This is a genomic window from Streptomyces sp. NPDC041135 (assembly GCF_055592085.1).
This window is the reverse complement of sequence record NZ_JBVIYZ010000003.1, coordinates 305,487-320,264: the sequence shown is the minus strand read 5'-3', so window position 1 is coordinate 320,264 and position 14,778 is coordinate 305,487. Positions and strand designations below refer to the sequence as shown.

Genomic DNA, 14,778 nt, shown 5'->3' with positions numbered 1-14,778 from the left:
CACGTCCGTACGGACCCGGGTGACACGAAAGCCGGCGGGGTGGGTACCTAGGTTCCCATGACGACTGAGCGACCCGGCCCGGCGGTGCCGACGGCCACCTACCGGCTCCAGCTGCAGCCCCAGTTCCCGTTCTCCGCCGCCGCGGCGGCCGTCCCCTACCTGGCGTCGCTCGGCGTCTCGCACGTGCACCTGTCCCCCGTGCTGGAGTCCGTGCCCGGCTCCGTGCACGGCTACGACGTGGTCGACCCCACCCGGGTGCGCGAGGAGCTGGGCGGCGAGGAGGGGCTGCGCGCGCTGGCGCGCACCGCGCGGGAGCACGGCCTGGGACTGGTGCTGGACATCGTCCCCAACCACATGGCCATGGCGCCCCGCCACAACCCCGTGCTGTGGGAGGTCCTGCGCGAGGGCCCCACGTCACCGTACGCGCGCTGGTTCGACATCGACTGGGAGGCACAGGGCGGGCAGCTGCTGCTGCCGGTGCTGGGCGGTCCGGTCGGCGCCGAACTGGAGCACCTGCGCGTCGACGGCGGCGTCCTGCGCTACCACGACCACGCCTTCCCGCTGCGCGCGGGCACCGAGGACCTGCCGCTGCCCCGGCTGCTGGACGCCCAGTGGTACCGCCCGGTGTGGTGGCGGCTGGCCCGCACCGAGCTGAACTACCGGCGCTTCTTCAGCATCTCGGAGCTGATCGGCGTACGCGTGGAGGACCCGGAGGTGTTCGAGGCCACCCACGCCAAGGTGCTCCAGCTGCTGCGCGAGGGCGTGGTGGACGGGCTGCGCGTCGACCACCCGGACGGGCTCGCCGACCCCGAGGGCTATCTGCGGCGGCTGCACGCGGCGACCGGCGGCCGCTGGACGGTCGTGGAGAAGATCCTCGCCGACCACGAGCACCTGCCGGCCTCCTGGCCGGTCGCCGGCACCACCGGCTACGACGCCCTGCGGCACGTCGACGGCGTGTTCGCCGACTCCGCGGGCGCGGCGGACCTGCTCGGGCACTACCGCGCGTTCGCGGCCCCGCAGACCGACCGGGGCGGGGACTGGGCGGCGACGGCCCGGCGGGCGGCGTACAAGGTGCTCACCCACGAGCTGTACGCGGAGGTGGAGCGGCTGACCCGGGTGGCCGCCCGGCTGTGCGCCCACTCGCCGGAGCCGGCGCTGCGCGACCGGGCCCCCTGGGCGCTGCGCACGGCCCTGGAGGAGCTGCTGGTGCGGCTGCGCGTGTACCGGCCCTACGCCTCGGGGGACGTGGCCGCCGTCGTCACCGAGGAGGCCGCCGAGGAGGCCCGCCGGGCCTTCCTGGTGCCCGAGGAGGCGGGCGCGGTGGACGTGGTGCGCGCCCTGCTGGTCGGCACGCCCGGGGACGAGTCCGCCGAGGACGGGCCTGAGCGGGCCGAGCTGCGGGCGCGGTTCGCGCAGACGGCGTCGGCGCTGCGCGCCAAGTCGGTGGAGGACACCGCGTTCTACCGCTACGTGCCGCTGCTGTCGGCGACCGAGGTGGGCGGCGAGCCGGGCAGCCCGGCCGTGTCCCCCGAGGACTTCCACGCGTACTGCGCGCGCGTGCAGCGCGACTGGCCGGCCACCGGCACCGTCGTCTCCACCCACGACACCAAGCGCAGCGCCGACGTGCGGGCGGCGCTGTCCGTGCTGACCCAGGTCCCGGGGCGCTGGGCGGAGCTGCTCGCCGAGGTGACCCGCGACGAGGCGGACGTGCCGGACGGACAGCTGGCCTGGGCCGCCTGGCAGACGGTGTTCGGGCTGGGCCCGGCGGAGGAGGAGCGGGTCCAGCAGGCGCTGCTCAAGCACGTGCGCGAGGCGGGCATGTACACCAGCTGGACGGAGCAGGAGCCGCCGTACGAGGAGGCGGTGGCCGCCTTCGTCGCGGCGGGGCCGTGCGGGCCCTCGAGCGAGCGCGTGGCCGCCTTCCGCAAGTCGGTGGAGGGGCACGTCCGGGCGAACGTCCTGGGCACCGCGCTGGTCCATCTGACGATGCCCGGCGTGCCCGACGTGTACCAGGGCACCGAGGGCGAGTACCGGGCGCTGGTGGACCCGGACAACCGGCGTCCGGTGTCCTTCCCGCCCGAGGTGCCGGGCGAGAAGGACGCGGTGACGGCGGCGGCCCTGCGGCTGCGCGCCCGGCGGCCCGCCGCCTTCGGCCCGGCGGCGACGTACGCGCCGCTGGCCGCCGAGGGCCCGGCCGCCGGGCACTGCCTGGCGTTCGCGCGCTCGGGCGAGGCGGTCACGGCGGTCACCCGCCTGTCGGTGCGGCTCGCGGAGGCGGGCGGCTGGGGGGACACCCGGCTGCCGCTGCCGCCCGGCCGGTGGGCCGACGCCCTCGCGCCGGGGCGGGAGTTCACCGGGCACGCGCGCCTGGCGGACCTCTTCGAGCGGCTGCCCGTGGCGCTGCTGGAGCGGGTCGGCGACGGCGCCTGACGCGGCCGGCCGCGGGCGCGGTGCTCAGCGCAGCCGCACCGGCAGCGCCCGGGGCGCCCCGGCGGACAGCTCCGCGCGGGCGGCCCGGGCGCCCGCCCCGGGGAGCAGCACCGGCGCCGCCTCCAGCAGGGCGTGCAGGCCGTGCACGGCGGTCAGACGGGCCGTCAGGGCCGCCGGGCCCGCCTCGCCGTGCTCCCCGGCGGTGAGCGGCCCCAGGGGCGCCGGGTCGGCGCGGAAGGCGTCGTAGCGGTCGGGGTCGGCGTACCGCGCCGGGTCGCGGCCTGCGGCGCCGAGCAGGCAGGCCACGGTGGCGCCCGCGGGTATGCGGCCCACGGGGCGGGCGGCCCGGCGCAGCACGACGTGCAGCGGCGGGTCGCGGCGCAGCGACTCCGCCCACGCCCCGGCCGCCAGCTCCGGGCGGGCCCGGACGGCGGCCAGCTGGCGGGGGTGGGCGACGAGGCTGGCGAGGAAGGACGCGAGCGCCGCGGCCGTGGTCGCCGCACCGCCGAGCAGGGCGCGGGCCGACGCCGTCACGCTCTCGTCGGACGGCCGCGCGCCGTCCGCCCGCCGTGCGCACAGCGCGGACAGCACGTCGCTGCCGGGATGGGCACGGCGGCGGGCCACCAGGGGCCGCAGGAACGCGTCGAGGTCCGGCGCCGGGCCTGCGGGGTGCCCGCCGTGACCCGGGACACCGGGACCGGCGCGGCACCAGCGGTGCACGCGCGCGGTGTGCTCGTACGACAGCCCGAGCGCGGCCGCGGCCGTGGCGGCGGGCAGCCAGTCGCAGAACTCGGTGACCAGGTCGGCCTCGTCGCGGGCGGCCAGGCGGCGCGCCAGGACGTGGGCGGCGCGGCGCACGGCGGCCGTGAGCGCGGCGAGCACGGGGGCGTCCAGGGCCGCGTGGGCCGCCGGTGGGGTCCCGGTGACGGGCACCAGCCGGGGGTCCGCGAGGGCGGCGCGGACATCGGCGTACCGGCTGACCAGCCAGGCGCCGAACGGCTCGTCGTAGACCAGCGGGAAGTGGGTGCGCAGGGCGCGGTAGAGCGGGTGGGGGTCGGGGCCCGCGGCGGCGAGACTGGGCGGCGGCACGGGTGGCGGCGCGACCGCTCCCGCGGTCCGCGTGGTCGGCACACCGGTGAGACACAGCACCGCGGGCTCCAGGACGGTCGTGCGCGAGCGCGGCCCGTCGTCCGCGCGCGTGGCTGTCCCCAGCCGACCACCGCCGCACGCGCGGCGCAGTCCTCGTACGCCCGGACGGGTGACGCGGCCGCCGCGGGCACCGGCCAGGTGGCGGGCGGGAGGTCCACTAACGCGGCAGGCACCGGACCCCCGGGTCTCTCACGTGCCGAGTACTTGACAGTTCACCTACGCCGTGCGGGACTGGGAGGGCGAAGCCAGGCGGACATGACGGGGGTGAGTCCGTTGCCGGAGTCGCGTTATCCCAGCGTGCCCGAACTCGTCGCGTCCGCACGGGCGCTGACGGCCCGGGAACCCGGACTGTGCACGCTGCGGCAGGTGGGCGTCTCCCGGGCCGGGCGGCCGCTGCACCTGCTGTCCGTGGGACACGCCCGGCGCGCGGTGCTGGTGGTCGCCGGCGCCCACGCCAACGAGCCGGCCGGCGGCTCCGCCCTCCGTTCGCTCGCCGAGCGCGTGCTGGGCGGCGGGCAGCTGCGGGCGGACACCGCCTGGCACTTCCTGCTGTGCGCGGACCCCGACGGGGCCAGCCTGCACGTCACCCCGGCGCCGCGCAGCCTCCTCGACTACCACCTCGGCTTCTACCGGCCGGCCGGCGCCGAGCAGCCGGAGTGGTCGCCCGCGGTGCTGCCCCCGGACCGCCTGCCGCCCGAGACCCGCGCCCTGACCGGTGTCATCGACGAACTGCGCCCCTACCTCCAGGTGACGCTGCACGGCACCGACCTGGGCGGCAGCTGGGTGCAGCTGACCAAGGACGTGCCGGGGCTCGCCGAGCCGTTCGCGAAGTCCGCCGCCGAGCTGCACATCCCGGTGGAGACGGGCGCCTCGGACGCCGCGGGCTGGCCGGCCTCGGGCCCCGGGGTGCACGTCATGCCGGGGCCGGGGTCGGACGCGGCGTACCCGAGCCTGCCGGACGACGCCCGGCGCAGCACCTGGTACCACGCGCACCGCTACGGCGGGCTGACCGCGGTGGTGGAGGTCCCGATGTGGGCCAGCGACCTGGTGGACGACCCCGCGCCGCATCCGGCACCGGCGGCGGCGATGCGCGGCCTGGCGCGCCGTCTGCTGCGCGACGCCTGCCGGGTCGAGCAGGTGCTCGCCGAGGCGCTGCCCCGGCTGGACGGGGCGGAGGGGCCGTTGCTGCGGGCCGCCCGGTGGGCGCTCGGGCTGATGCCGGGCCTGGCGGCGGACTGGGCGTGCACCCGGCCGGCCGGCACGACGATGGCGTACGTGGGCAGCGTGGACGCCTTCGGGCGGCGGCTGCCGCTGCGGGCGGCGGCGATGCTGCTGCGGGTCCTGCGGGAGGCGGACGACCGGGCGGCTCCCCGCCTGGAACGGCTCGTCGCCTGCTGGTGCGACTCCTTCGCGGAGCGGTTCGGGGCCCGCTGGGTGCCCCTGGAGCACCAGGTGGAACACCAGTGCCGCACGGTGCTCGCCACCGCCCGGCACGCCCGGGACCGGGCGGCGTAGGACCGCGCCGGCCCCCGGAGCGGCGACCGTGCTCCGCCCCGGGGCCGCCCGGGCGCCGTCCGCGGGGTGTCAGGCGTCCAGGGCGAACACCGAACCGGTGCGGGCCTCCATCACGCACGCACTGGAGAACGTCTCGGTGTAGGAGACCGGACGCCCGTTCCACCGCCCGCGCGCGTGGGCGGTCACCGGCGCGTAGATCGACGGGCAGACGGCGTCGCGGTGGACCGGGATGCCGGCGATGTCGCCGCCCGAGGTGGCGAGTTCACTGCACGCCTGGGCCGCGCGGGCGTGGCCCAGGGGCGGGTCGCACAGCAGGAGGGTGCCCCGGGTGTCGCTGGAACGGGTGTCGCCGCGGGCGACGGTGACGTAGAGCCAGTCTCCGGAGTGGGCGGGCCGGGAGGATGCGGCCTGGGCGGAACCGGCGGTGAGGAGGGAGGCGGCCGCCAGCAGGGCGCCCGCCGCGGCTGTCGCTCGGGTGAGGTGCGTCATTCCCGGTGCATCGGCACGGCGGCCCCGGCGCTCCAGCCCGACTCACCCGAACGGGAGCGTACGCGCGCGTGCCGCTGCGCCAGCTCGAAGGCGCTCAGGACGACGCGCGCCTGGTACTCGGCCTGGCGGGCGACCGGGATCCAGCGGGCGCCGAAGCCGTCACGGTAGTCCGCGCACCAGGTGTCGATGAGCCGGTCGAGGTCGGGCAGGGCGCCCGCCGGGCCGGGTCCGGCGCCGCGCACCAGCCGGTGCAGCAGTCCGGCGGTGCGCAGGGCCAGCCGGCGCCCGGCTATGCGCAGGGCGGCCAGATGGCCGGTGGTGAGCGCGGGCAGCGGGCGGCCCCGGCCGTCGTCGGTGTCGGGGTCCCAGGCGTCGGCGAGGCCGGGGCAGACCAGCAGGTAGTCGTCGACCGGCGCGAGCAGCGCGGCCGCGTCCGGTACGGCGGCCAGCCGGGGCCTGACCCGGGCGAGGACGCCGGTCAGCAGCCGGGTGTCGGCGCGCAGCCCGCGGCTGACGGCCCGCAGCACCGCGTCGGGGTCGGCCGGCGGTGAGCCGTCCTCCACGGCGGCCACGCCCCACATCGGCGCCTCCACCACGGCGGTCAGGGTGCCGTGCCGGCAGGGGTGGAACCAGGTGGACTCGACGGCCGCCTCGGTGATGGCCGCGGCCAGGTCGCCGCGGCGCGGCGGCGGGATGCGGTAGACGGCGGGCTGCAGCGCCGGCCAGTACAGGGTGTCGTAGGCGCCGAGTTCGCGGGGGATGCCGAGGCGGGCCGCGGTGTGCGCGACGCGCCGGGCGAGGCCGGGCAGGTCACGGGTCAGCTCGACGAAGCCGCCGCCCACGTCGACGCCGTGCAGCGAGCACTGCAGCACCGGCCGCAGCTCGTCCTGGAGGTCGAGCAGGGCCCGGGTCTCCGGCAGGGCGGCGGCCGCCGCGCCCTGGGGCAGCCACTCGGGCTGCTCCAGGAAACCGGGCCGGAAGAAGTTCCGGAAGTAGTGGCCGAGAGTGTACGGCCCGGCCAGCCACTCCTCGTTGCGCCGGGAGCCGTCCGGGTCGAGGCACAGCAGCAGGTTCCAGGTGGTGTCGGCACCCTCGGTGAGCCGGGGGTCGGCGAGGGCGCGTTCGGCCAGCCGCAGCACGGTGGCGCCGCCGACCGGCTCGTTGGCGTGCGGACCGGCGACGACGAGCGTGTGGCGGCTGCCGTGACCGACGGAGAGCAGCCACAGGGGCGTGCCCGCGCGGGACGTCCCGACCCGGCGCAGCCGGGCGTCGCGGGGACGGCGGGCGACCAGCGCGGCCGCCCGGGTGCCCAGTTCGTCCACGGACGGGTAGCGCGGGAGTGGCGGCAGGGCACACCTCCACGATGCGGCGCCGTCGGTTCACCTGGTGTGTCTGGTGTACGCACAGTCAGTCACGACTTGTGGGGTACGTCAACACCGCCTCTGACAGCGCCTTTTCGACCACATCAGCTTTCCGCGAGCCGGAAGACCACCTGTCCGAAGGAGACCTGGTCGCCCTCGCGGACCACGGCCGCGCCGGTCACCCGGCGGCCGTTGACCGTGGTGCCGTTGGTCGAGCCGAGGTCCCTGAGCACCCACATGCCGCCCTGGCGGCCGAGTTCGGCGTGCACCCGGGAGACCGTCTCGTGGTTCAGCCGCAGCCCGCTGGCGGGGTCGCGGCCGATGCGCAGCGCGTGGCCGGCGCCCGGGTGCGGCAGCAGCAGCTTGGGCAGCCGTTCGGCCCGCCAGGCCCGGCGCAGCCGTACCGTGAAGCCCGAGACGGCCTCGACGCCGCCGAACAGCGCGCGCGAGAAGCGGTTCTCCTGGCGCAGGTCGGCCGTGAGGACGGCGAGGTCCTCGGCGCGGCGGGCGGCGAGCGCGAGTTCCATGCGGCGCACGAAGGTGTCGTGGGAGAGGCGGCCCAGGGCGGCGCCGTCACGCAGCACCCGCAGCGCCTTGTCCCGCTCCGCGTCGGAGACCCGCGCGGGGTACGTGGGGAACTCGAAGGACGACGTCACGTCGGTGATTGTCGGTCAGCGGACCGCGGGGTGTCCAGAAGACGGGGAAACCGTGCCCACGCGCGCGTGCGTCCCGCGACACCTGCGGGGAAAGACGATATCGGGCGCCGGAACGATCTCGTTCACGGCACGATGGACGAGCTACATACCGGTGAGCAGACGAAGGGGAACCGTCCGTGCAGTTCGAGGTGTGGGCACCGGAGGCGGAGCGTGTGACGCTCCATTGCGACGGCGGTACGCGCGCGTTGGCGCGCGACCCGGGCCGGGATGGCTGGTGGACCGGGGAGGCGGAGGCGCGGGACGGCACGCGCTACGGGTTCGCGCTGGACGACGGTCCCGTGCTGCCGGACCCGCGTTCGCGCCGGCAGCCCGACGGCCCGGACGGACTGAGCGCCGTGGTGGATCACGGGCGGTACGCGTGGCGTGCCGCCGCGCCCGGGCGGCCGCTGCCGGGCGCGGTGCTGTACGAGCTGCACGTGGGCACCTACACCCGCGAGGGCACCCTGGACGCGGCCGCCGGCCGGCTGGAGCACCTGGTGGAACTGGGCGTCACCCATGTGCAGTTGATGCCGCTGTGCCCCTTCCCGGGCCGGCACGGCTGGGGGTACGAGGGGGTGTCGCTGTGGGCGGTGCACGAGCCCTACGGCGGCCCCGAGGCGCTGAAGAGGTTCGTCGACCGGGCGCACGAACTGGGCCTGGGCGTCGTCCTGGACGTCGTCCACAACCACCTGGGACCCTCCGGCAACTACCTGCCCGCGTTCGGGCCGTACTTCACGGACACCCACCAGACGCCGTGGGGCTCCGCGGTGAACCTGGACGCGCCCGGCTCGGACGAGGTGCGCGCGTACCTGCTGGGCAGCGCGCTGGCCTGGCTGCGCGACTACCGCATCGACGGGCTGCGCCTGGACGCGGTGCACGCGCTGGTGGACACCCGCGCGTGCCACTTCCTGGAGGAGCTGTCGGGGGCCGTGGACGCGCTCGGCGCCGAGCTGGACCGGCCGCTGTTCCTGATCGCCGAGTCCGACCTCAACGACCCGCGGGTCATCACCCCGCGCGCGGAGAACGGCCTCGGCCTGCACGCGCAGTGGAACGACGACTTCCACCACGCCCTGCACACCGCGCTGACCGGTGAGTCGCAGGGCTACTACGGCGACTTCGCGCGGGCGCCGCTCGCCGCCGTCGCCAAGACGCTGACCGGCGGCTACTTCCACGACGGCACGTACTCCACGTTCCGGGGCCGCCGCCACGGCCGCCCGCTGGACCGCGCGCGGGTGGCCGCGCACCGGCTGCTCGGCTACAGCCAGACCCACGACCAGGTCGGCAACCGCGCCCAGGGCGACCGCCTCGCCGCCGCCCTCTCCCCCGGCCTCCAGGCCTGCGCGGCCGCGCTGACGCTGACCGCGCCGTTCACGCCGATGCTGTTCATGGGCGAGGAGTGGGCGGCGGGCACTCCCTGGCAGTTCTTCACCGACCACACCGACCCCGACCTCGCCGAGGCCGTACGGCGGGGCAGGCGGCGGGAGTTCGCGGCGCACGGCTGGCGGGAGGAGGAGGTGCCCGACCCGCAGGACCCGGCGACCCGGGAGCGTTCCTGCCTCGACTGGTCGGAACCCGGACGCGATCCCCACGCGCGCGTGCTGGCGTGGTACCGCCGGCTGATCGCCCTGCGCCGCGAGCAGCCCGACCTCACCGACCCCGACCTCGCCGACACCAAGGTGGCCTACGACGAGCAGGCCCGCTGGCTCGCGTTCCGGCGCGGGGACGTCCGGGTCGCGGTGAACCTCGGCAAGGAACCCGCGGCGATCCCGCTGGGCGCCGGGCACGTGGAGATCCTCGCCGCGTGGGACCCCCCGGAGGCGCCGTACGGGGACGGGGTGCTCCAGGTGCCCGGGGAGTCGTGCGTGGTGCTGACCCAGGTCTGACGAGCGGCCGGGGGCGCCGGGCGGTCTCAGGGCGCCGCGTCCGGCCCGCCCCGCCCGCCGCCCGGGCCGTCGGCGTCGGCGTCGGCGTCGACCGGATCGTCGGCGCCGTGGGCGGCGTCGGCGGCGGCGTCGTCGGTGGCCTCGCGGAACTCCGTCACGCGTTCCAGCAGGATGGCCTCCCAGGCGCGCGCCAGCTGGGTGCGCAGCAGGGCCTCGGGCGGGCCGGGGCGGCCGTCGAGGGCGTCGGTGAGACGGACCACCGTGTCGCAGCGGGCCAGCCACAGGCCGCGCAGGCAGGGGCGGGCGCCGTACCCGGCGAGGGTGGCGGCGCGGACGGCCGCGCCGGAGCCCACGGCCAGGGCGAGCCCGGCGATGTCCTCCGCCGGGTCGCCCACGACCGCGCCGGACCAGTCCAGGACGCCGCGCACCCGCCCGTCGGCGCTGACCACCAGGTGCTCGCCCCGCAGGGCGTGGTGGGTGAGCACGGCGCCGCCGGGCTGCGCGGCGAGCTGGACGGCCACCCGGGGCGTGAGCTGCTTCAGGCGCACGGCGTCGAACTCGTCGGCCGCGGCGAGGCGTTCGGCGGCGTGCACGGCCATCCGGCGCAGCGCCTCCAGCGAGCGCGGGGCGGTACGCGGCACCCCGAGCGTCTCGGCCTGCCGTACGGGCACCGCCCGCAGTCCGGTGAGCAGCCCGGCCAGGTCGGCCTCGCCGACGGCGGAGACGTCGTGCTCCTCGGCCGTGCCGCCGGGCACCCGGGCGTCGAGCGTGTAGGTCAGCCCCGGGGCCCACTCGCCGTGCGCCACGCACGCAGGCACGGTGACGGGCAGGTGGGGGCGGATCAGGTCCCGCAGGCGCAGTTCGCGGCGCCGGCGGAGGGCCGCCTCCCGGTCGGGGGCGAGCCGCAGCACGTGGCGGGTCCCCACCCACCAGGTGCGGTGCTCGCCGGGGACCTGTGCGACGGGCCGGACGTCGGGCGTCGCGGCCGCGTCCCGGCCCTCCTTCAGGAGGGTGCGGACAAGCCGGCGGACGGTGTCCGCGGTGGGTGTCGGTGCCTGGGTCATGGTCGCGCCGTAGCCGTTCCCGGGGTGGTGTCGAGGATGTCTCTCCTGGTGCCCCTATTCCACTATGACCATCTCGCGGGTGGTGTCGTTGAGGCGGCGGCCGCCGTCCCCGGTGACGGTGACGATGTCCTCGATGCGGACGCCGAACCGGCCGGGCAGGTAGATGCCGGGCTCCACGGAGAAGCACATGCCGGGCACCAGCGGCTGCTCCTCCCCCTCGATCATGTACGGCGGCTCGTGCGTGGTCACGCCGATGCCGTGGCCGGTGCGGTGGATGAAGTACGCGCCGTACCCGGCGTCCGCGATCACGGCGCGGGCGGCGCGGTCGACCTCCTGGCAGGGCACGCCGGGCCGCACCGCCCGGAAACCCGCCTCCTGGGCGGCGCGCACGACGTCGTGCACCTCGCGCTCCTCGTCGGTCGGCTCGCCGACGTGCACCGTCCGGCTGGTGTCGGAGCCGTAGCCGTCCTTGAGGCCGCCGAAGTCGAGGACGACCATGTCGCCGTCCCGGATGACGCGGTCGCCGACCTCGTGGTGCGGGTTGGCGCCGTTGGGTCCGGAGCCGACGATGGTGAAGTCGACCTGGGTGTGACCGAAGCGGCGCAGCAGGTCGGCGAGGTCGCGGCCGACGTCGCGCTCGCGGCGGCCGGCGAAGCCGACGCCCCGGATCTCCTCGAAGGTGGCGTCGGCGGCCGCGGCGGCGGCGGCCAGCAGCTCCAGCTCGGCCGGGTCCTTGACGGCCCGGAGCATGGGCAGCGCCTCGGTCAGGGCGGCGTAGGAGGTGCCGGGCAGGGCGCGCTGGAGGCCGAGCAGGTGCATGGCCCAGGTGTTGTCGCTGATGCCGAAGCGGCCGCGGGTGCCGAGGAGCTCGGCGGTGACGGCGTAGGGATCGGTGCCGTCGGTCCAGTCGCGCAGGGTGAGGACCTCCGCGGCGACCGCCCGCTCGGCGTCCGGGGCCTCCAGGGTGGGCACGACGAGCACGGGCGCGCGCCCGGGAACCAGGACGAGGGCGGTGAGCCGTTCGGTGACCGCGGTGGGCGTGTAGCCGGTGAGCCACACCATGTCCGGGCCCGGCGCCACGAGCAGCCCGGCCAGCCCGGCGTCGGCGGCCGAGCGGACGGCGCGCTCCATCCGGGCCCGGTGGTCGTCGGCGGTGAAGGGCGCGGGCGCGGTGCCGGTCATCCGGGCCTCCGGGCGGGTGAGGAAGCGGGGCAAGGAGTCTCGGGAGGCATCCTGCCCGCCCCGGCGGGGACGCGCGAGCCGGTTTCAGCGGGGTGGGGCGGCGGTGCCGCCCGGGGCGGGGGCGGCCGGGGCGCTCAGGTGACGACGCCGGGGACGACGGTCAGCTGCTGGTACCCGCCGCCGGCGTGCCGCACGGTGAGCGTCACCGCGGTGCCGGGACGGGCGCGGGCGACGGCTGCGACCAGGTCGGCGGCCGAGTCCACGCGGCTGGAGCCGAACCGCACAGCCACGTCGCCGCGCACCAGACCGGCCGTGTAGCCGGGGCCGGGCACGTGCACGGCGACGACCAGCGCGCCCGGCGTGCGGGCGTCCATGGCCTCGACGCCGAGGGTGGCGGCGGGCCGCGCCGGGGCGAAGCCCGGTGCGGTGAGGGCGGTGGTGCGGGCGGAGGCGGCCGGCGGGGCCGGGCGGTGCGCGGCGGTGAGCCCGCCCGGACCGGCCATCGTGACGCCGACCACCCCGATGCCGATCCCGCACAGCAGCAGCACGCCGCCGGCGGACAGGCCGCACAGCAGGGTCCGCAGTCTCCGGCCGCGGCGTGGCGCGGCGTGCGGGCGCCGGGCGGGGCCGGGCGCGGCGCCGCCGCGGCGGTCCTGTCCGGGCATCGGCTTGGGCCGCAACGCAGTCTGTTCCATGGTTCGCCTCCGGCTGGTGCTCTACCCGGTGCACCGGGCCGCGACGAGCCACGAACGGGTGAGACCGGCCCGCCGGACGGGACGGACCCGCCGCGGGGTGCCTCAGCGGGCCGGGCTGAGCAGCGGGACAGGGGCGGACGGCCGGTCCGGGAGGAAGCCGTGGGTGCGGCGGCCGAGGTAGGAGGCCTTGTAGCGGTCCACCTCCCGGTGCCAGTTGAGGATTCCGGCCATCCAGTTCTGCAGGCCGGTGACATAGGCCGCGAGGTCGCCCCGCGCCCGGGCGGACAGCTGGAAGTCCTCGCAGACGACGGGGAGTTCATGGGTCAGGACGTGCTCGAACTGCTGCATGCGCTGGGTCGTCAGGTCGTGCACGATGCGCAGGGCGGCCGGGTAGTCGATGCCGAAGAAGTTCTGCACGACCAGGACGGCGTTGTGGATCTCGCCCTCGTACTCGATCTCCTTCTGGTAGGAGAAGATGTCGTTGAGGAGGCAGGCGTAGTCGATGGCGGCGTTCTCCAGCGACCGCACGGGACCGCTGCGGTAGACCTCGGCCGGGATCGCGGGCCCGTGGCCCATCCGGCACAGGCTCAGGGTGAGGTCGGAGCCGAAGGTGGAGCGCCGCATCTCCAGGTAGTCGACCGGGTCGGGGACGCGGTTCTGCGCCTGGTTGGACAGCTCCCACACCCAGCTCTCGGTCATCGTGTCGACGGCCGCCTTGAGGGTGCGCCGCTGGTCGGGGGTCATGTCCGCCGTCGTGCGCGCCCACAGGTCGACGAGCCCGCGCTCCACGGCCGACGCGGGCACCGGCACGGGCTCCCCCGCGACGGGCATGCACGCCGACAGCCGCGCCGTGGTCAGCCGGGCGGCGGCCAGGTCGCGCCGGTGGCCGTGGACCAGGGGGTAGTAGTCGTCGCCGTAGGTGCCCCAGGCGAGCCACTGGGAGCTGAGGTCGAGGGCGTCGGGGGTGGCGTCGGGGTCGAGGCCGGCCGCGCACAGCGGGAGGTCGCAGGAGGCGAGCTTGTCCTCGTCCCAGACGCCCTCCTGGAGCATGCCCATCCGCCGGGTCCAGCCGGTGAGGCGCTGCCGGGCGCCGTCGAGGTGCGGGCTGAGCCGGAGCGGGTAGGGCATGTAGAACTCGGGCAGCAGGGAGGGGCCGACCTTCTGCCGGGGCACGTGGGAGTGGGCGCGCAGGCGCTCCGCCGCGGCGGCGGCGAGCAGGGCGCCGACGTCGGCGGCGGAGGTGCCGGGACGGGCGAGGAGCTGCCAGGGCGAGTGGGCGCGGGCGCCCTCGTTCATGTACCGGCTGGAGCGCAGGTGCCATTCGTGGCCGCCGGACTGCCAGTCCTGGAGTCCCTTGGTGTAGGCGGCGACGGCGGCGGCCTCGGCCGGTGTGAGGCCCTTCTCGGCGGCCACGGCGGGCACTTCGGTCAGCGCGGTGTGCTCGAACTGGTGCAGGCGTGAGGTGAGGACGTCGTTGACGGTGTCGGCGGCCTCCTGGGTGGTGCAGCCGAAGAAGGTTTCCAGGACCAGAACGCCGTTGCTGTTCTCCCCCTCGTCCTCCACCTCGCGCTGGTAGGAGAACAGGTCGTTGCGCAGGTGGACCGCGTCGGAGAACGTCTCCATCAGCACCCTCAGCGGCCTGGTCCCGGCGACCGCGGCGGGCACCTCGGCGGTGGCGTACTCCACGAGTCCCGCCGACCAGGGCGCCCCGCCCACCTTGCGGCGCATCTCGATGTACTCGACGGGGTTGGCGATCCGCCCCTCGTTGATGTTGGACAGCTCCCACAGGGACTCGTTGAGCAGGTGCTCGGTGGCGACCGCGAACCGGCGGCGCCAGCCGGCGGACATCGCCGGCACCGTACGCGCCCAGAGGTCGGCGAGGCCCGCCTCCACCGGGTTGCGCGGCTCGGGCACGGGCGTGGCCGGGTCCAGCGGCATGAACAGCGGCAGGCGGTCCAGGTGGGCCTTGCCCGCGGCGCGGTCCTGGGTGCGCTTGAACATGTCGAGGAAGTGGTCGTCGAAGAAGAACACCCACACGTACCAGTCGGTGATCAGCGACAGCGCCGGTCCGTCGCAGTCGGGGTGGGTGTAGGCGCACAGGAGTCCGTAGTCGTGCGCCTCCAGGTCGGACTGCTCCCAGATCCCGGACCCCTCGAGCATGCCCATCTCGCGCGCCCACGCGGTGCAGTGCGCGCGTGCCTCGTCCAGGTGCGGGTTGAGCCGCGCGGGATACGGCATGTAGAAGTGCGGGAGTGTGAACGGCTGCGTCATGGCCGGGCCCTACCCGCGGCCCGGTACCGCCATCCGCCGCGCGG

Annotated in this window: 11 protein-coding genes; 3 read left to right on the top strand and 8 right to left on the bottom strand. The window is 76.4% G+C overall.

What is annotated here, in order from left to right; all coding sequences use genetic code 11:
* The first annotated feature begins 57 nt into the window (after window positions 1–57).
* Window positions 58–2,430 carry a malto-oligosyltrehalose synthase gene (treY, locus tag ACZ6CZ_RS09660; protein WP_469017205.1) on the top strand — a complete coding sequence of 791 codons (2,373 nt, stop codon included), beginning with the start codon at window positions 58–60 and terminating at the stop codon, window positions 2,428–2,430.
* Window positions 2,431–2,454: 24 nt separating this feature from the next.
* Here treY and ACZ6CZ_RS09655 read toward each other — a convergent pair whose 3' ends face one another.
* A complete protein-coding gene (locus ACZ6CZ_RS09655) occupies window positions 2,455–3,579 on the bottom strand; it encodes a cytochrome P450 family protein (RefSeq protein WP_469017202.1) in 1,125 nt (374 codons plus the stop codon).
* Between the two features lie 264 nt (window positions 3,580–3,843).
* Here ACZ6CZ_RS09655 and ACZ6CZ_RS09650 point away from each other — a divergent pair, with 264 nt between their 5' ends.
* Window positions 3,844–5,094 carry a M14 family zinc carboxypeptidase gene (locus ACZ6CZ_RS09650; RefSeq protein WP_469017896.1) on the top strand — a complete coding sequence of 417 codons (1,251 nt, stop codon included), beginning with the start codon at window positions 3,844–3,846 and terminating at the stop codon, window positions 5,092–5,094.
* 69 nt (window positions 5,095–5,163) lie between these two features.
* Here ACZ6CZ_RS09650 and ACZ6CZ_RS09645 read toward each other — a convergent pair whose 3' ends face one another.
* The 3 genes from ACZ6CZ_RS09645 to ACZ6CZ_RS09635 form a co-directional block, all read right to left on the bottom strand.
* Window positions 5,164–5,583: an SSI family serine proteinase inhibitor gene (locus ACZ6CZ_RS09645; RefSeq protein WP_469017200.1), complete on the bottom strand. Its 420-nt coding sequence runs from the start codon at window positions 5,581–5,583 to the stop codon at window positions 5,164–5,166.
* On the bottom strand, window positions 5,580–6,905 hold the full coding sequence (locus tag ACZ6CZ_RS09640) for a M14 family zinc carboxypeptidase (RefSeq protein ID WP_469017197.1): 1,326 nt from the start codon (window positions 6,903–6,905) through the stop codon (window positions 5,580–5,582). Before ACZ6CZ_RS09640 ends, ACZ6CZ_RS09645 begins: the two co-directional genes overlap by 4 nt.
* A 143-nt stretch (window positions 6,906–7,048) precedes the next feature.
* Window positions 7,049–7,600, bottom strand: coding sequence for an FHA domain-containing protein (locus tag ACZ6CZ_RS09635; RefSeq protein ID WP_469017195.1), 552 nt, complete (start codon window positions 7,598–7,600; stop codon window positions 7,049–7,051).
* Between the two features lie 176 nt (window positions 7,601–7,776).
* Between ACZ6CZ_RS09635 and treZ the strand changes: the two genes are divergently transcribed.
* Window positions 7,777–9,522 (top strand): malto-oligosyltrehalose trehalohydrolase, encoded by a 1,746-nt coding sequence (treZ, locus tag ACZ6CZ_RS09630; RefSeq protein ID WP_469017192.1) that lies wholly within the window; start codon window positions 7,777–7,779, stop codon window positions 9,520–9,522.
* Window positions 9,523–9,548: 26 nt separating this feature from the next.
* On the opposite strand, the gene ACZ6CZ_RS09625 is transcribed toward treZ, so the two are convergent.
* From ACZ6CZ_RS09625 to cyc2, 4 genes are all read right to left on the bottom strand, one after another.
* Window positions 9,549–10,586: an aminoglycoside phosphotransferase family protein gene (locus tag ACZ6CZ_RS09625; RefSeq protein WP_469017190.1), complete on the bottom strand. Its 1,038-nt coding sequence runs from the start codon at window positions 10,584–10,586 to the stop codon at window positions 9,549–9,551.
* A 54-nt stretch (window positions 10,587–10,640) separates the two neighbouring features.
* Complete coding sequence (locus ACZ6CZ_RS09620) at window positions 10,641–11,768, bottom strand: aminopeptidase P family protein (protein WP_469017188.1); 1,128 nt, start codon at window positions 11,766–11,768, stop codon at window positions 10,641–10,643.
* 134 nt (window positions 11,769–11,902) lie between these two features.
* Window positions 11,903–12,463 carry a PDZ domain-containing protein gene (locus ACZ6CZ_RS09615; protein ID WP_469017185.1) on the bottom strand — a complete coding sequence of 187 codons (561 nt, stop codon included), beginning with the start codon at window positions 12,461–12,463 and terminating at the stop codon, window positions 11,903–11,905.
* Between the two features lie 102 nt (window positions 12,464–12,565).
* A complete protein-coding gene (cyc2, locus tag ACZ6CZ_RS09610) occupies window positions 12,566–14,734 on the bottom strand; it encodes a germacradienol/geosmin synthase Cyc2 (RefSeq protein WP_469017182.1) in 2,169 nt (722 codons plus the stop codon).
* Window positions 14,735–14,778: the final 44 nt, after the last annotated feature.